This window comes from Enterobacter cloacae complex sp. P2B (assembly GCF_014895985.1).
GTDB lineage: Bacteria > Pseudomonadota > Gammaproteobacteria > Enterobacterales > Enterobacteriaceae > Enterobacter > Enterobacter bugandensis.
Window position 1 is genome coordinate 1 of sequence record NZ_JADBQQ010000018.1, and the last position, 16895, is coordinate 16895.

Genomic DNA, 16895 nt, shown 5'->3' on the forward strand with positions numbered 1-16895 from the left:
ACGGGCACGAACTGGACGGCACCGGCCAGCCAGATTCGCGCTGGCCAGACGATAATCGTGATGTCTAACCCGGTGCAACTGTTCCAGATTTCATCCGTGAATAGCGCCACGTCAATGACGGTTACGCCTGCCGCCGCTCCGACACTTAGTGGCCAGAAGTATGGAATCCTGGTGTCCGACAATATCTCTGTAGACGGACTGGCACAGGCCATGTCGCAGCTCATCAAAGAGTTTGACGAGAATATTGGCGCGTGGGAGACGTTCGCCACAACCTCAGCCAATCAGAGCATCACCGTAACCATCAACGGCACCTCTGTAACCATCCCTGGCATCGGTAAACTGGCACAGAAAGGGAGCAACGGTGCGCTTGCTGTCGCAGACGGCGGAACCGGCGCAACGAATGATGCAGACGCTCGCACAAACCTCGGTTTGGGAAACAGCGCCACCAGGAGTGTTGGGACGGTAACTGGTACCGTAGCTGCTGGCGATGATTCTCGCATCACTGGTGCCCTTCAAAAAACTGGCGGGAAACTTACAGGACAACTGGATTTGGTAAGTGCACCGCTTGTGGCAGACGGTAACTCGGTTATTGTTGCAAATGGTGGTCTTGATGTTGATTTAGCAAAAGGACTAGCGTTAAGAGGAAGAGTGCAGCAGGGGGCGGGCAAAAACAATAATATACTGGTGGTATCTGGAGATGGTGATACAGGCGCGACAGGATATGTAGGTGCATTCCAATATAACTGGTATACCGATGGATGGATTACCGGGATTACTCGTGGTTCAGGAACAAACACGCTGACGTATTCGATTTACTATAATGGCGCCTCTTACGGCACCGGTGATAAACGATGGAGCTTCAATTATGATGGTTCCGCCACTTCTCAGGGCGCCTGGGTTAATGGTTCTGACGAGCGTCACAAGTCGAATATTGAGCCGGTAGCGCAACCTCTTGCCGCCGTACTCTCTTTGCGTGGCGTAACGTATGATGTTCAGGATGGTGGTCGGGGCGTTGGCCTAATTGCTCAGGATGTAGAAAAGTGGTGTCCTGATGCAGTTAAGACATACGGAGACCGTAAATTCAGCGATGGAAAGGTGATCGAGAATTTTAAGTTTCTCGATACATCAGGCGTAGCTGCCGCGTACCATACTGAAGCAATCAAAGAACTATTTAACCTGGTGGAACTGGCGCTTAACGATCCGGACAAGGCTCGTGATGTTATTAAAGCGGTGAAAGCTGCCTCTGAGCTTAGCCAGTCAGGTTCGTAAATAATTTACGCAGGCACCAGGTGAGTAAGCCGCCTCCCATCGTATGCAAGAATGGGCGGCGGCTGATTGCTCAGTATTCATGCCCGAGCAAACATCGGGAATATTAACCGACCAATATTTACAGGCCAACCTGTCGCACGGTCGGGGACTCAGAAACCAGCCACATATCGGACTCTTCAAACATTTCTTCCAGCATGCGGTTAAGCTTTTCCCGATCGCTTTTACTTGCATCGCTATTCAAGCCGTTCGCCTGCATCGGCTTCACCTTCACTTCGGCATCAGGGAAAATCTGATGCACTCGCTTCGTCAGCTCAGCCAGTATTATTTCTTTTGCCCCAGCAAGCCCCACAACATTACGCTTGTCATATACCAGTTCAACAAACATTACGATCCCTCTTGGCTAACTTGATCTGTAATCACAAAAATACTACTGTATATGCATACAGTCAATAGTCCATAGAGGGTGCTCTTATGCCTCGTCAACCTGATATACGTGCAGCCTTTTTAGCGGCCATACAACAGAATCCAAAGGGATATCTTTGTTTGAACACTGACAAATTCATCACTGAATTGCGCGTTAGGAATTGGCATTTCAGCCAGGCAGATGCCAATGCATGGATTAAGAGATACCAACCAGACTTTGCTGATAAGACGACGGATGGAAGCGATAACCGTTACTGGATCTTGCGTAATATGGGGAGGGTTTTCTGATGGGCTTTCCTTCACCGGCTATGGATTACCAGGAACAGCGGTTAACCATAGATCTGCTATGCGGAATTGACGGAAACTGCAGGGTAATAGAAACATCCTGTGGTTGGGCAGTGATTAACATTGCTCTGAGGCCAGAGCAGGGAGATACGCTACTGGTAAGAATGGATAACAGGAAAGAGTTTGCAAAGCTATACGGGGCGGCATTGATAACTGAAGATGGTGAAGCGATAGAAGGCGATGCGCTGGATGATGTAACTGTATATGGTGTGCTAACGCATAGTCTTAACCGGGTTGGTAACGATGATTGCCCGACAATTTAAAGCAGGGTTCAACCATCATTTCACCATCGTTTCGCCATCATAATTTTACGAAAACAAAAAACCAGCCGTAAGAGGCTGGTTTTCAATGTTTTTTTGGTCGGCACGAGAGGATTTGAACCTCCGACCCCCGACACCCCATGACGGAGCGTTATTTTTTTGGTCTTTTCACGCGAGGAGGTATCCTCTCAACGATATGCGTAGTTGTTTTAACACTTAAGACTGTTCGTTGAACAAACTGTTCGATCGAGTTTAGCAATTCATCGAATTCCCTTTTCGTAGGGCTCCAACCTCGATGAGCCGCGGCATTACCTGCATCAACTACAGTCGACAAAATACTGGCTTCAGTATCCCCAATAAAACCTTCATCCTTAAGTTGTTTTATTTTTTCGTCAAGGTACAAACCAGGATGAATTTGAAGGATTTCTGTCGTCCGGTCAAAAATTGTCCTAAGTCCGATAGAGGCAAGTATTAGATGACCAGACTTATAAGAAGAATACATTTCGTTGAAAATCTGAAATAGCTGAAAATCTACTGATTCGAGTTTTGGCACCCATGAAGGAGTTGGTATGTGATCAAAAGCTGGGTAGGTAGTGATCATGTCTATAGGCGTCTCTTTGAATTCACCATTTATGTAGTCATGAGTAGTATGTTCACTAAAGTGTTCATTCAAATGGTAAAATACGGTAGAGCATCCGTTACATTGAAGTAAGTGATGATCATATGTTCCGTATACAGGATGAACATCATCTTCCCATGCAACTAAGAGATGTCCATGCACAGTGCAATTTCGTTGCCCGCCACATGTCGGACAAAGTCCTTTTATCATAGTAACTTCACTGCTCAAAAATCACCCCATTAAAGATGTATGATTATTTGCCAAAAATGATACAAGGAAAATTGTTCAGCCGTATGATTTTTTCTTTAACTTCCTTCGCCATTATGGCTTTTTGATACGCGTAAGTTGTTGATTCATATGATCTAAAAATTAAGATTTAATGGCGAAAAATAAATGTATGTATTTGATTGTTATAGATAACACGCATGATTTAAAATCCCTCGGCGTTCGCGCTGTGTGGGTTCAAGTCCCACTCCGGGTACCATGGGAAACAAAGAATAAAATCAAAGCAATAAGCAGTGTCGTGAAACCACCGAAAGGTGGTTTTTTTGTGCCTGAAATCTACTTTCTTGCATCATTGTTATTATTCAGTTATTCAGTTATTCAGTTATTCAGTTATCCAGAGCGAAGGTGTATTTGTCGGCGATACGACAGGGATTCGCGAAGATGCATTGCATCAGTACCCCTGTCATATCGCCGATATCATTCTGCGCTCAGGTTGTCAGAAATATTCACGCTTGCCACGGACTGAACTTTCCATGCGCCATTTTCTTTGACCATGCAGTCAATCACGGTGTGATCCCGCTTTTTGCCGAATGATATATACACCTGCATGCATGCGGCATCGTAATCTAATGCCCGCGCACTGACGATGCCCCAGTCATCATCATATCCCTGGGCCTTTATGAACATATCGACGTCAGGCACGTCATATTCATCCGGATCCAGCTTATCCATGGCTTTGAGCTTGCTGATTGTTTCGCGGGTAACGTATCGGCTCAGCGCTTCATAGTTTTTTATTGGCTCTTTCCCGCTAAGAATCTGCGAGATGTACCACTTATTAAACTGAAGGGCGGCGGATGCCTCAGGGGGTAGCTTCTGTGCAGCTGATACGAGAGTGGGCAGAAGCAGGGCAGCAAGAATTATTTTTTTCATGTTAGTCATGCCTGTATATTGCATACGCTGGCTTTACTTCCCGGTATTCTTTTCCCGGATACATTGTTCGCTGAACAAAATCAGAGTACCAGACGCCGTTCCCGCCATAGATGCATGCATGGCCATAGGGGTGGTGGGCTGTAGGCTGGATCACTGCCACGTCACCCTCAACAGGCTCGCCGTAAATCTGATGGAAGCCAGCCAAAATCAAATTGCTTTTCATATTCTTAGCATAATGTGTGTTCTGCAGATTAGCACCGCCAGCGCGAATGGCTTTTGAAACAAATTCTGCACATCTTTTCTGGCTATGCTCGCCCGCATGCTGGCGGGCATAAACTGCGGCTTTATGGGCACTCCACATAATTTAATCCCTTATAGACTTAATGGTTAACAAGGGAAACATTACGCCTGGAAGTTGCAGTTTTTTGTAAATAAGGGTGATCGGAATTAAACCACTATCTGTTTGGATAATGGTGTTTGGTTAATCCATACGGCATCTTTATGCCCGCTATCGCGGGCGTTTTAATATCCGCCCAAATACGCCTTCCTCACCTCCTGATTTCCGAGCAGCTCCTCGCCGCTGCCGCTCAACCGGATCTGCCCGTTAACCATCACATATCCGCGGTCGGAAAGCTTCAACGCATGGTGCGCATTCTGCTCCACCAGAAAAATGGTCATGCCGTTGCGGGCCAGCTCGCGCAGCGTCTGGAAGATCTGTTTCACCACTATCGGCGCTAAGCCCAGGCTCGGTTCATCCAGCAACAGCAGCCTGGGACGGCTCATCAGCGCCCGGGCGATCGCCAGCATCTGCTGTTCCCCGCCTGACATGGTCATCGCGCGCTGCTTGCGCCTCTCCTTGAGGCGAGGGAACAGGTCGAACATGGTTTGCATATCTTCAGCCGCAAACCGGTTGCCGATGGGGATGGTTCCCATCAGCAGGTTCTCTTCGACGGTCATATCCGGGAAGACACGCCGGCCTTCAGGCGCCTGCGCAATGCCGCCGGAGGCGACGTAGTGGGTGGATTGATGGCTGATGTCGTCACCATTGAACAGAATCTGCCCGCTCCGGATGCGCGGCTGGCCAAAGATAGACATCAGCAATGTGGATTTACCCGCGCCGTTAGCGCCAATCAGCGCCACGGTCTCACCTTTATTGACCTCCAGGGAGACCTGCTTCAGCGCCTGAATGGCGCCGTAGAACACATCCACCTTGCGAAAAGCCAGCAGCGGTTCGCTCATAGGGACACCTCGCTCTCATCCGTACCCAGGTAGGCGGCAATGACCTTTTCATCATGCTGGATCTGCTCGGGTTTACCTCTGGCAATCACATCGCCGTGGTCGAGCACGATAATGTCGTCCGAAATCTCCATCACCATCCCCATATCATGTTCAATCAGTAAGACCGTGATGTCATGGCGATCGCGCAGGAAACGAATAATGCTGCTCAGCTTATGCGTTTCGACCGGGTTAAGCCCGGCGGCAGGCTCATCCAGACAGATCATCTCGGGCCCGGTACACATTGCCCGCGCGATCTCCAGACGCCGCTGCTGCCCGTACGACATCTCTCCCGCCAGGCGATTGGCGCACTCCACCAGGTCCACCACCTCCAGCCAGTAGAAGGCCCTGTCCAGGGCATCGCTTTCCGCCCGCCGATATGCCGGCGTGTTTAAGATCCCGGCGAGCAGATTGCGGTTAACGCGCATATGCTGCGCGACCAGCAGGTTTTCCACGACAGACATCTCGCGAAAAAGGCGGATGTTCTGAAAGGTGCGCGCCAGCCCGGCGCGGTTCACCAGGTGCGTTCCGCCAAACATTTTGTAGAACAGGCGCTGCCCGAACTGCGCGGGGTTAATCCAGTCGCCCGGCTGGAATTTTTGTCCGAGGACCTGAATAACGTTGGTCGTTTTAGTGCGGGTAGAAAATAAAATATTGCCGCCGGAAGCCTTATAGAAACCCGTCAGGCAATTAAACACGGTTGTTTTTCCCGCTCCGTTTGGCCCGATAAGGGCGGTAATGGAGCCGCGCTGCACGTCCAGATTAACGTCGTTAAGCGCCTTAATCCCACCGAAGTGCATCATCAGATGTTCCACGCGCAATATCGTCCCGTTCATGGCGCCACGCCCTTACGCACGGCAAACCCGCTGCGGTTAATGCGGATCAGGCCGCGTGGACGCCAGATCATCATCACCACCATCAGCATGCCAAACAGCAGGACACGGTACTCAGCAAAACTGCGCAGCAGCTCCGGCGTTACCGTAAGCACGAAGGCGGCCAGCACCACGCCAAGGGTCGAGCCCATGCCGCCCAGCACTACGATGGCGAGGATCAGCGCGGATTCAAAGAAGGTAAAGGAGGTCGGATTCACAAACCCCTGATAGGTTGCGAAGAACACCCCGGCAATCCCCGCGGTCGACGCGCCCAGCGTAAAGGCGGAAAGCTTCACCAGGACGTGATTCAACCCCATCGAGCGGCAGGCAATTTCGTCTTCTCGCAGGGCTTCCCACGCCCGGCCAATCGGCATCCGCGTCAGGCGGTGTTTGACGTAGAGCACCAGCATCACCACCAGAAACAGTACCGCGTAGATAAAAATAAACTTCATGTTCGGGTTGTAGGTCAGGTGGAAAAACTCGTGAAAAGGCACGCCACCTTCTTTCGCGCGTCGTCCAAATTCCAGGCCGAAAAAGGTGGGGGGAGGGGCTGACACGCCGTTTGGCCCCCCCGTGAAGGTCAGCCAGTTGTTCAGGATCAGGCGAATGATCTCCCCGAACCCGAGGGTGACGATCGCCAGATAGTCGCCGTGCATGCGCAGTACCGGAAAGCCGAGCAGGGCACCGGCGGCGGCGGCCATGATTGCCGCCAGCGGCAGCATGCTCCAGAAGCCTAACCCCAGATACTGGTATCCCAGCGCCAGACCGTACGCGCCAATCGCGTAGAAGGCGACGTACCCCAGGTCCAGCAGGCCGGCCAGCCCCACTACGATGTTCAGCCCCAGACCGAGAAGCACGTAGATCAGCCCGAGAATGGCGACGGTCAGTACATACTTGGTGGCGACAAACGGGACGCAAACCGCAAGCGCAATCACCAGAGGAATAATCCAGCGCATGCGGCTTTTGTAGTCCGGAGACCTAACATAGACGCCCGCGTTATCGGCTTCGAAGCGCGCCTGGAAACGAGCGCCCGCGGCGGTACCCAAAAAAGCGCTCAAGAGAAAACGCCCCAGCATTACAATGCCGACCATCCAGGCCAGCCGTTGTCCGGCAAAGTTAAAGCTGTACCCGTCCAGCACCACGCCAGCAATCGGGCCGAAGATAATCAGCGCAATCAGCCCGGAAAAAATCGCGTCCAGAACGCAGCGCTTGAGAGAAAAACCGTGCGATGTCATCATTCTCTTCCTCACACTTTGGCCACAACCGGACGCCCGAGCAGACCCTGGGGCCGGAAAATCAGGATCATGACCAGCAGGCCAAACGAGAAGACATCTTTATAGTCCGAGTTCACCATGCCCGAGAACTGGGCTTCTGCGACGCCAAGGATTAGGCCACCGAGCATGGCGCCGGGCAGGGAACCGATGCCGCCGAGCACCGCCGCCGTAAAGGCCTTAATGCCAATCACAAACCCGACGTAGAAATCAAAGGTGCCGTAATTCATGGTGATGAGCACGCCCGCCAGGCCGGCCATCGCCGCGCCTATAACAAAGACCAGGGAGATAATCCGGTCGGTGTTGATCCCCAGAATAGAGGCCATTTTGCGATCCTGCTGTACCGCGCGGCACATCCGCCCCAGCCGGGTATGGTTGATTATCCACGTAAGCACCAGCATGCCGGCAAACGAGGCGAGCAGAATAAACACTTTGGTGTAGGTTATCTGCACGAACCCGTCGCCAAGATGCAGTCGAATCACGCCGTCGAGCATGGTCGGCACCCCTTGCTGGCGCGGGCCCTGGCTCAGCTGGGCGTAGTTTTGCAGGATAAGCGACATCCCGATGGCGGAGATAAGCGGCGCCAGGCGCGTGGAGTTGCGCAGCGGCCTGTAGGCGATACGCTCGATAGTCCAGCCGTACACGCCAGTTACCGCGATGGTGAACACCAGCGTACCCAGAATCAGCAGGGGGAAGGACTCAAGCCCGAAGAAAGAGAGCAGCGCCAGACCAATGGCGCAGAGATAGGCGGAAATCATATACACTTCGCCGTGGGCGAAATTGATCATCCCGATAATGCCGTACACCATGGTGTAGCCGATGGCGATCAGGCCGTAGACGGAGCCCAGCGTTAAGCCATTGACTAACTGCTGCAGGAAGAATGTACTCATCTTAGCGCGCTCGTTTTATAGGCTGCGCGAGGCGCGCAGCCTGATGTTTATTACGCGCCGACGGGCAAGCCCGCCGACGTTGAGCGTGATTCCGTCCCGTTACTGCACTTCCTTATATTTTCCCTTGTCGTCCCACTGATAAACCACGTAGTCAGACACTTTCAGGTCGCCTTTGCTGTCCCAGGCTTTTTTGCCCATCACCGTATCGACAGAATTGGCTTTCAGCCACTCGCTGGCTTTCGCGGAATCCTTGCCGCCGGTGGCCTTGAAGGCTGCGGCAATGGCCTGTACGGAGGCATAGGAGTAGAGGGTATAACCTTCCGGCTCGAATTTACCGGCGCGGAATTTGTCGATAACCCCTTTACCGTCCGGGATCAGGCGCGGATCTTTACCAAAGGTCATGTAAATGCCGTTGGTATATTGCGGGCCGCCCGCTGCCGTCACCATCTCTTCGTTGACAATGCAGTCGCCGGAGAAGAATTTCGCCTGCACCCCCTGTTCACGCATCTGGCGAACCAGCGGGCCAGCTTCCGGGTGACAGCCGCCGAAGAACACCACGTCCGGTTTTTGCGCGCCGATCTTCGTCACCAGCGCGTTAAAGTCTTTTTCACCGCGGGATAAACCTTCATACATCACATCCTTCACCCCGCGCTTCGCCAGCGCCGCTTTGGTGGCGTCTGCCAGCCCCTGTCCATAGGTGTCTTTATCGTGAATGATGACCACGCGTTTGGCTTTCAGCTTGTCGATAATGAAGTCGCTGGCGACCTGACCCTGCTGGTCGTCGCGGCCACACATGCGGAACATGTCGCTCATGCCGCGTTCGGTGATCTGCGGGTTAGTTGAGCCGGGAGTAATCGCGATGATGCCCGCGTCGCTATACACCTCGGAGGCGGGCATGGTGGAAGAGGAGCAGAAATGGCCGACCACGGCGTTGACCTTATCCTGGTCGACTAAGCGGTTGGCGACGGCCACCGCCTGCTTAGGCTCGCAGGCGTCATCCCCCTGAACCAGCTTGATCTTCTCACCGTTAATACCGCCTGCGGCGTTAATGTCTTCGGCGGCCTGCGTTGCGCCGTGCCAGTACTGATCGCCGTAGGTGGCATTAGGGCCCGTGAACGGTCCGGCGACACCGATCACGATATCTGCCCGGGCGGAAAATGCCGTTACCAGACAACCGGCCAGCACAAGAGAAACAGGCGTTTTGATAAATTTCAGCGACATTATTATGTTCCTTAGCAAAGAGGTTTTTGCACCACGGCGTAAGCCTGAACGCCCAGGGCGCAGCCAATCCAAAAACACGAGCAAGAACAAAATGCACTAAACGAACGGCATCCTGCGTGATACGGCGAGGTTTCCATGCGCAGCGTCGCGCGAAGAACAGCAAGCAAAAACGTTGCCAGAATGGTTAACCCCTTGACGGGGTTATGACATGTTTGAGTATAGAGCGCCGCGTTATCCCGCCCTGCGCCAGGAGAAGAATTTACAGCGGAGATCACACATCGTTAACAATAAAGCCCATAAGTTGTGCAACGGTCACGATTTGCACACTTTTGCAGCAATAAAGACCTAAACTTCAGCCAGGGCAGGCGTGCGATCTGTGGTAGGATCCTTTCCTTTTTTATCAGGAGTGTCCGCGATGACGGAAGGTCCATTAAATGAAAGCGAAATGGCGTGGCTGGAAGAGACATTAATGTCTTACGGTCATGACGATGCGTCCGTGATTGACGTGTCCGAACTGGACGGCATGCTTACTGCAGTGCTTTCCGGCCCTGTTGTCGTTGAGCCAGATGCCTGGCTGGTGGCGGTGTGGGGCGGAGAGAAGTACATCCCGCGCTGGAAAAACGATCGCGAGATGAACCGTTTTATCGATCTCTGCTTTAAGCATATGAACGACATTGCCGAGCGCCTGAGCGAATATCCGGATCAGTTTGAGCCGCTGTTCGGCTATAACGACGTTGACGGTGAGAGTTACACCGTGGTCGAAGAGTGGTGCTATGGCTACATGCGCGGCGTGGCGCTGACGGACTGGTCAGCCTTGCCGGAAACCCTGAAGGCCGATCTCGACGTGATTGCCCTGCACGGAACGGAAGAGAACAGCGAGAAGCTGGATGAACTGTCCGAAGAGGAGTATATCGCCAGCATCGAGAGCATCCAGCCTGCGGCCCTGCGCTTATACAACTACTGGGTGGAGAACCCGCAGCAGCCGGAAGCGAAGAAGCCTGTCGTGAACGGCACGAAGGTGGGGCGTAACGATCCGTGTCCTTGCGGCAGCGGGAAGAAGTTTAAGAGCTGCTGCCTGCACTGATAAAAAAAGGGGCTGATGATAGCCCCTTTTATCTTTAACCCACTTCCGGCAGCATCCCGGCGGCAATCAACACCTGCACCAGAATAATCATTACCCCGCAGCCAAACACAACGCACAGCAGCGGTTTTCCTCCCGCGACGCGATATCCTTGCTGAGGATGCTGCTGACGGCTTTTCCACGCCAGCAGGGAAGGGAGCAGCAGGGCCAGGACAGAGAGCGCCACCCCCGCGTAGCCCAGCGCCATCACAAACCCGCGAGGGTAAAACAGCGCAAACGCCAGCGGCGGCAGGAAGGTAATGGCTCCGGTCTGTAACCGTCCGGCGGCAGTATTGCGACGCTGGAACAGGTCGGCCAGGTAATCGAACAGGCCGAGCGCTACGCCCAGGAACGAGGTCGCGAGCGCCAGGTCGGCAAACAGGTGAACCGCCAGCTCCACGTGCGGCGAGGTGACCACCTCGCGCAGCGACAACAGAAAACCGTTCAGGCCAGCGTGCTGCGCCATCAGCCCGACGAAGGTTGAAGAGTCAATGCTACCCAGCGTCACCAGCTGCCAGAAAATGTAGGCGATCAGCGGAATGGCGCTGCCGATAACAAACACACGACGCAGCTTGCGGACATCACCGTTCATATAGCTGACTATGCTCGGCACGCTGCCGTGGAAGCCAAACGAGGTGAAAATGACCGGGATGGCGGAAAGCGCCAGCCCTTGCTCCAGCGGCAGCGTCAGCAGGTTCACCTTGTGCACGTGCGGTGCCAGCAGCGCCAGCATGACAACCAGAAACAGAATTTTGGCGCTGAAGAGAAAACGGTTAAAGAGATCGACCAGCGATGTGCCCACGCAGACCACGCCGCCGCCAATAAGCGCAAAGAAGATAGCCCCCGTTGCAGGGGTAATGTCAGAGCCAAACCAGTCGTTGACGCTGGAGGCGATTAGCTCCCCGGCACCGCTGATATACGCGGCCGTGAGGGCATACATCAGGAACATCATGCTAAAGCCGGTGATCCACTGGCCGTAGCGTCCCAGGTAGCGCGCCGCCAGCGAACCCAGCCCGGTATCGGCGGGCACATGCTGGTAAACCTCAAGCAGCAGCAGTGCGGTATAGCACATTAGTGCCCAGAGCGTGCCAAGCAGCAGCAGGGTCATCCCAAATCCCACTCCCGCGGCAGCCAGAGGCATTGCCAGCATTCCTGCGCCAATCGTCGTTCCGGCGACGATAAAAATACTTCCCAGGGTTCTGTTCTTCACGCTTTCCTCTACAACGACGCTTAACCGCAACAAAATCTGCGGCGCAGAGTAAGGCAAAAGCGGTAATTCGTCAAACCACCGTTACAAGGAGTGTAATGAAAGGTTTACGTATTGCGCTACTGCCCATCCTGAGTGGGGCGACGGTCAGGCGTGACGTAAATAGGGCGTACGGGGAATAAAATGCGTGTTTTAATGCAGGGAAAGGTAAATTAGTGCGGCGCCGGAAACCGGCACCGCGCTGATATTAATTCTGCGTATCGAGAGTCGACAGTTCTTTATCAATAAAGTAAAGTCCTTCGCCGGATTTACCCACCAGGGATAATTTATCCAGCACGGATTTAAACAGCTTCTCTTCTTCGTGTTGTTCCGCAACGTACCACTGCAGGAAATTAAAGGTTGGATAATCCTGGCCGATCATTGCCGCATGAACCAGTTCGTTAATTTTCTGGGTTATCAGCTGTTCGTGCTCGTAGGTGGCGCGGAACAGTTCGTCGAGAGAATTATATTCAGCAAAAGGCGATGCCACGTTCTCAATGCGCGGCAGGCTGCCCGTATCGGTCAGATAATCAAACAGGCGCTGCATGTGGGTCATCTCTTCCTGGGCGTGACGACGCAGAAACGCGGCCGCACCTTCAAAGCTGTGATAGCTGCACCAGGCGCTCATCTGCTGGTAGAGAAGGGATGAATAGAGCTCAAGGTTCATTTGTGCATTGAGCTTGTCGATCATTTCAGTTTTCAGCATGGTGGCGCTCCGGATTATTATAACGGGTTCATAATGAGCGACACTATAATTTGTTATTTAATTATTTGCAAAACGTAAAATTAAATATTTGTTCTTTTAAAATACGAATGGGAATAAAACGCATTGGCGATATTTATTTTTATTAATGCGAATTATTTTTGTTCTTAGTTAAATAAAGCGCCAGCAAACGCTGGCAGCTTTGGTTAATACCAGGGATTATTTGCCTTAGGGTTAACGGCATACCCTATGCACTTATACTGGATAGTAACGCTCTCGTTCAGGCACAAAGAGCCGCTTGTCAGGGTACAGGTTTTGACCGGTTGCCCGTAGGCAGAGGCGGTGGCATAGCCCATGTTCTGACAGGCTTTTACCGCGGTACCGTTATTAACATATTCATCGGACCAGGCGTTTTGCAGCACGGCCTGGCCATAGTCGAGGCGGACAATGCCGTTCGGCGCGTCGAGGCTGCTGATTTCCGCCTGGCGTTTAACGCTGCATCCCGCGAGCAGCAGGACTGTAGCGGCTACGATGGCTCTTTTCATGGTTCGCTCTGAGTGGATGGAAATACGTTATCGTACCCGCAGATGCCCGCTGCAATGCCAGGAATAGCCGGACGATCTACCCTCACTCTTTGCAACGGACGGCGTAGATCCTCCCCTTCACAAAATTGTGAGCGTGCATTTAGTTTTTAAAACTGCATTTCATTTACTTTGAAAGTCTGTTTATTTGATGCCAGAATGAACGGGAACAGGTATCCATGGCGGGGAGTGCCCGCAGCGCATTCTGGAGAGACACGATGAAAATTGCACTGATGATGGAAAACAGCCAGGCGGCTAAAAACCCAGTCATATTAAAAGAGCTGAAAACGGTAGCCGATGAAAAAGGGTTCCCGGTTTACAACGTGGGTATGAGCGACGAAAACGATCATCACCTGACCTACATCCACCTGGGCATTATGGCGAGCATTTTGCTGAATGCGAAAGCGGTGGATTTCGTGGTCACCGGCTGCGGCACCGGGCAGGGGGCGCTGATGTCGTTAAACATCCACCCTGGCGTGATATGCGGCTACTGCATCGATCCCGCAGACGCGTTTCTCTTCGCGCAAATCAATAACGGCAATGCGCTCTCTCTGCCTTTTGCCAAAGGGTTTGGCTGGGGAGCGGAGCTAAACGTTCGCTTTATCTTTGAAAAGGCATTTACCGGCCGAAAAGGGGAGGGTTATCCTCCAGAGCGTAAAGAGCCGCAGGTGCGTAACGCCGGTATTCTGAACCAGGTAAAAGCGGCCGTGGTAAAAGATAACTATCTTGACTCGCTGCGCGCCATCGATCCTGAGCTGGTGAAGACCGCTGTTTCCGGCCCGCGTTTCCAGCAGTGCTTCTTTGAAAATTGCCAGGATAAAGCGATCGAGGATTTTGTTCGCAGTATCGTGGGGTAATGCGCACTGCGCAGTTTAAATTGTGATATTCGTCACAAAAATATTGATTTTTGTGACGATGGTCATATTATAGGCACATTGACGATAAAGTTGTATAACAAGTTAATGGAGCATCACAATGAAACTGCGCAAAATCCTGAAAAGTATGTGGGCCAATTACTGCCGCACTTTTAAAGACGTGCCGCCTGGCGCCATGTTCTGATAAAAAAAACCTGCTTCGGCGGGTTTTTTTGTGTCCTGCGGCAATGAAGGGCAGATGTCACGGGCCACGTTTTGATACTATGGCGGCCTTTGAATAAGGAGAAAGCCCCATGTCACAAAACCTGAGCGCCGATCAGGAACTGGTCTCTGACGTTGTCGCCTGTCAGCTGGTTATCAAGCAAATTCTTGATGTTCTGGACGTTATTGCACCGGTTGAAGTGCGCGAGAAGATGTCCACGCAGCTGAAAAACATCGATTTTGCCAGCCATCCCGCGGCTGCCGACCCGGTGACGCTTCGCGCGATCCAGAAAGCCATCGCGCTGATTGAACTGCGCTTTACGCCGCAGGGCGAGTCTCATTAAAACGCGAACGGGCGACCGCGCGTGTCGCCCGTTGATATCGTTAAAAGAAGGTCTGGACCAGCAGGTAGCTCGCCGCGCAGGCGCAGCTCACGCCAATTAGCCCCGGCAGAATAAAGCTGTGGTTAATGATGAATTTGCCGATGCGGGTTGTTCCCGAGCGGTCAAAGCCGATGCAGGCTAAATCACTCGGGTAGGTCGGCAGAACAAAATAGCCGTAGGACGCCGGGAAGAAGGCGATCAGCATTTTTGGATCGATGCCCAACATCAATCCCATCGGCGCCACGGCCGTCAGGGCCGCCGCCTGGCTGTTTACCAGCTTCGACACCAGGAAAAGCACGATGGCATACGTCCACGGATGGCTTTTCACCACCCCTTCCAGCGCCAGCTTTAACTCATCGAGATGCGCCTGGAAAAAGGTATCGCTCATCCACGCCACCCCGAACACCGAGAAGATCGCCACCATACCGGCCTTGAATACCGCACCGTTTGAGATGGCTGAGGCATTGACCTTGCAGGCCATCAGCATCACGGCACCGGCAATGAGCATCATCATCTGAATGACGAGGTTCATCGACAGGGCCGTCATTTTACCTTTCAGCTCGAAGGCCGGGCGCAGTTCGGGAAAAGCCCCGAGCAGGACTACCACCGCAATACCGGCAAAGAAAATCCATGTCGACCAGTAGGCCTGCTTCGGAAAACGCTGGTTCATTAACGTCTCCGTGCCGCCATAGATAAACTCGCGCTGTTTGGGATCTTTCAGTTTCTCCTGAAACTCCCCGTCGTCAGCCAAATCTTTCCCCCGACGTAAACTCCACAGGGCCGCTATCGCGACGCCGAAAAGCGAAGCGGGAACCGATACGGCGAGGATTTCCAGGATCCCCCAGGCGTGCCCAATCCCATGCTGTGCGGCCAGGATGGAGACCAGCGACACAACGGCGACGGAAACCGGAGACGCGGTGATCGCCATCTGGGATGCCACCGATGCCACCGCCATTGGGCGTTCCGGGCGGATCCCTTTTTTCAGGGCGATATCCGCAATGATGGGGAACATGGTGTAGACCACGTGCCCGGTGCCGCACAGAAAGGTCAGCATCCAGGTGGTAAAAGGGGCGAGAAGCGTGATGTGCTGCGGGTGTTTGCGCAGCAGGCGTTCAGCAAACTGCATCATGACGTTGAGGCCACCCGCGGTCTGCAGGGTAGCGGCACAGCCTATCACCGCGAGAATGGTTAACATGACGTCAACCGGAGGCTTGCCGGGCTGGAGCCCAAAGACAAAACACAAAATAAAAAGGCCAATACCGCTGATTAACCCAAGCCCCATGCCGCCGAAACGTGTTCCCGTCAGCAGGCAGAGGAGAATGACAACAAACTCAATGGTGATCATGCTTTTCCCTCGTCAATGATTATGTAATTAAATAAATCATTACATTTTGTAAGGTTAATCATTGAGAGCGAGATCTGATTTGTTAAATTTCAGCAAATCAGAGGGTTGGGGAGATAAGAAGGAACCTGCCCCCCTGAACCAGGGCCAAGGCAGGTTAAACGCTTAGTGGTGCTGCACCGTCACAAGATCGAGCAGGTGGCGGTCGGCTTGCTCCGGGCGTAAACCGGCCTGGCGCGCATTGTGGATCTCATCCGCCAGCGTTTTCAGCAGCACACCGTCCTGCTGCTGTTCTTTATCCATATCGCGTAAAAATTTAAGAGTGATGATGTCATGCTGTGCTCTGGCTTCATCGGCCAGCTTGTTGAGCGTCGTACAGCGCTGCTCATGCTCTTCCAGCGTTTTCTGGAACAGTTCTTCCAGAGAAGAGTAATTTTCGTTGATCCCATCAAGGGCTTTAACAACCGGGTTAGCCCCCGCGGCCTTCAGGAAGTTAAAGACGCGCATCATATGGGTGACGTTGCTTTGTGCCTGTGAACGAAAGAACGTGGCAGAGCCCGTGAGACTTTTTTCAGAACACCATGCACTTAAGTGAAGGTGCAGGTTCGAGGCGTAGAACTCAAGGTTCATCTGCGCGTTAAGTTTTTGCATCATCGTTTGGGTAGCCATACTCATATCCTTATAGACTGTGGGACGTGATATCCGCTGCTTAACCTGACAGCCAGGCAAATACGAAGAAAAACAGAATTGCAATTTTTGCAGTGACTAAAATCGATCGAAAATTCACTTCCTGTGTTCGATATAAATAAGCATACCTTTGTCTTATGATTAAGAAAACTCTTAA

Annotated in this window: 21 protein-coding genes; 7 read left to right on the forward strand and 14 right to left on the reverse strand. The window is 52.7% G+C overall.

Going from position 1 to position 16895, the window contains the following annotated elements; genetic code table 11:
- A partial coding sequence (locus IM313_RS15865) for a tail fiber domain-containing protein (protein ID WP_193056100.1) occupies positions 1-1269 on the forward strand: 1269 nt, incomplete at its 5' end.
- A 118-nt stretch (positions 1270-1387) separates the two neighbouring features.
- Here IM313_RS15865 and IM313_RS15870 read toward each other — a convergent pair.
- Positions 1388-1654 carry a DinI family protein gene (locus IM313_RS15870; protein ID WP_100170073.1) on the reverse strand — a complete coding sequence of 89 codons (267 nt, stop codon included), beginning with the start codon at positions 1652-1654 and terminating at the stop codon, positions 1388-1390.
- An 86-nt stretch (positions 1655-1740) separates the two neighbouring features.
- On the opposite strand from IM313_RS15870, the gene IM313_RS22595 reads away from it, so the two are divergent.
- Positions 1741-1980: a hypothetical protein gene (locus IM313_RS22595; RefSeq protein ID WP_047362811.1), complete on the forward strand. Its 240-nt coding sequence runs from the start codon at positions 1741-1743 to the stop codon at positions 1978-1980.
- Complete coding sequence (locus IM313_RS15875) at positions 1980-2300, forward strand: hypothetical protein (protein ID WP_193034360.1); 321 nt, start codon at positions 1980-1982, stop codon at positions 2298-2300. The genes IM313_RS22595 and IM313_RS15875 overlap by 1 nt, the downstream gene beginning before the upstream one ends.
- Before the next feature lie 148 nt (positions 2301-2448).
- Here IM313_RS15875 and IM313_RS15880 read toward each other — a convergent pair whose 3' ends face one another.
- The 8 genes from IM313_RS15880 to IM313_RS15915 all read right to left on the reverse strand — a co-directional run bounded on the left by IM313_RS15880 (position 2449) and on the right by IM313_RS15915 (position 9600).
- Complete coding sequence (locus IM313_RS15880; protein WP_226849380.1) at positions 2449-3144, reverse strand: DUF4145 domain-containing protein; 696 nt, start codon at positions 3142-3144, stop codon at positions 2449-2451.
- A gap of 474 nt (positions 3145-3618) precedes the next feature.
- Positions 3619-4071, reverse strand: coding sequence for a DUF3828 domain-containing protein (locus tag IM313_RS15885; protein WP_028013673.1), 453 nt, complete (start codon positions 4069-4071; stop codon positions 3619-3621).
- A gap of 1 nt (position 4072) precedes the next feature.
- Positions 4073-4432, reverse strand: coding sequence for a hypothetical protein (locus tag IM313_RS15890; RefSeq protein ID WP_049001204.1), 360 nt, complete (start codon positions 4430-4432; stop codon positions 4073-4075).
- Positions 4433-4593: 161 nt separating this feature from the next.
- Positions 4594-5310 (reverse strand): ABC transporter ATP-binding protein, encoded by a 717-nt coding sequence (locus IM313_RS15895; protein WP_049001202.1) that lies wholly within the window; start codon positions 5308-5310, stop codon positions 4594-4596.
- Positions 5307-6182: an ATP-binding cassette domain-containing protein gene (locus tag IM313_RS15900; RefSeq protein WP_048956507.1), complete on the reverse strand. Its 876-nt coding sequence runs from the start codon at positions 6180-6182 to the stop codon at positions 5307-5309. The genes IM313_RS15895 and IM313_RS15900 overlap by 4 nt, the downstream gene beginning before the upstream one ends.
- Positions 6179-7453 carry a high-affinity branched-chain amino acid ABC transporter permease LivM gene (livM, locus tag IM313_RS15905; RefSeq protein WP_192971793.1) on the reverse strand — a complete coding sequence of 425 codons (1275 nt, stop codon included), beginning with the start codon at positions 7451-7453 and terminating at the stop codon, positions 6179-6181. The genes IM313_RS15900 and livM overlap by 4 nt, the downstream gene beginning before the upstream one ends.
- Positions 7454-7464: 11 nt before the next feature.
- Positions 7465-8379, reverse strand: coding sequence for a branched-chain amino acid ABC transporter permease (locus IM313_RS15910; protein ID WP_028013668.1), 915 nt, complete (start codon positions 8377-8379; stop codon positions 7465-7467).
- A 99-nt stretch (positions 8380-8478) separates the two neighbouring features.
- Positions 8479-9600 carry a branched-chain amino acid ABC transporter substrate-binding protein gene (locus IM313_RS15915; protein WP_049001196.1) on the reverse strand — a complete coding sequence of 374 codons (1122 nt, stop codon included), beginning with the start codon at positions 9598-9600 and terminating at the stop codon, positions 8479-8481.
- Positions 9601-10015: 415 nt separating this feature from the next.
- On the opposite strand from IM313_RS15915, the gene IM313_RS15920 reads away from it, so the two are divergent.
- Positions 10016-10684 carry a YecA family protein gene (locus tag IM313_RS15920; protein ID WP_049001195.1) on the forward strand — a complete coding sequence of 223 codons (669 nt, stop codon included), beginning with the start codon at positions 10016-10018 and terminating at the stop codon, positions 10682-10684.
- Between the two features lie 34 nt (positions 10685-10718).
- Here IM313_RS15920 and tyrP read toward each other — a convergent pair whose 3' ends face one another.
- The 3 genes from tyrP to yecR all read right to left on the reverse strand — a co-directional run bounded on the left by tyrP (position 10719) and on the right by yecR (position 13214).
- Positions 10719-11930 (reverse strand): tyrosine transporter TyrP, encoded by a 1212-nt coding sequence (gene tyrP / locus IM313_RS15925; protein WP_041909407.1) that lies wholly within the window; start codon positions 11928-11930, stop codon positions 10719-10721.
- Positions 11931-12174: 244 nt separating this feature from the next.
- Positions 12175-12672 (reverse strand): non-heme ferritin, encoded by a 498-nt coding sequence (ftnA, locus tag IM313_RS15930; protein ID WP_028013664.1) that lies wholly within the window; start codon positions 12670-12672, stop codon positions 12175-12177.
- A gap of 203 nt (positions 12673-12875) precedes the next feature.
- Complete coding sequence (yecR, locus tag IM313_RS15935) at positions 12876-13214, reverse strand: YecR family lipoprotein (protein WP_049001189.1); 339 nt, start codon at positions 13212-13214, stop codon at positions 12876-12878.
- Positions 13215-13468: 254 nt separating this feature from the next.
- Here yecR and IM313_RS15940 point away from each other — a divergent pair, with 254 nt between their 5' ends.
- The 3 genes from IM313_RS15940 to IM313_RS15950 all read left to right on the forward strand — a co-directional run bounded on the left by IM313_RS15940 (position 13469) and on the right by IM313_RS15950 (position 14670).
- Complete coding sequence (locus IM313_RS15940; protein ID WP_028013662.1) at positions 13469-14107, forward strand: RpiB/LacA/LacB family sugar-phosphate isomerase; 639 nt, start codon at positions 13469-13471, stop codon at positions 14105-14107.
- 118 nt (positions 14108-14225) lie between these two features.
- Positions 14226-14309, forward strand: a complete 84-nt coding sequence (gene azuC / locus IM313_RS15945; protein ID WP_014884364.1) for a stress response protein AzuC — start codon at positions 14226-14228, stop codon at positions 14307-14309.
- Between the two features lie 109 nt (positions 14310-14418).
- Positions 14419-14670 carry a DUF2766 family protein gene (locus tag IM313_RS15950; RefSeq protein ID WP_008500405.1) on the forward strand — a complete coding sequence of 84 codons (252 nt, stop codon included), beginning with the start codon at positions 14419-14421 and terminating at the stop codon, positions 14668-14670.
- Positions 14671-14710: 40 nt separating this feature from the next.
- On the opposite strand, the gene IM313_RS15955 is transcribed toward IM313_RS15950, so the two are convergent.
- Positions 14711-16054: an anaerobic C4-dicarboxylate transporter gene (locus IM313_RS15955; RefSeq protein WP_028013661.1), complete on the reverse strand. Its 1344-nt coding sequence runs from the start codon at positions 16052-16054 to the stop codon at positions 14711-14713.
- A gap of 162 nt (positions 16055-16216) precedes the next feature.
- The gene (locus IM313_RS15960) at positions 16217-16720 is read right to left on the reverse strand and encodes a non-heme ferritin-like protein (protein ID WP_192971749.1); all 504 of its coding nucleotides are present in this window, start codon (positions 16718-16720) and stop codon (positions 16217-16219) included.
- Between the last annotated feature and the right edge of the window lie 175 nt (positions 16721-16895).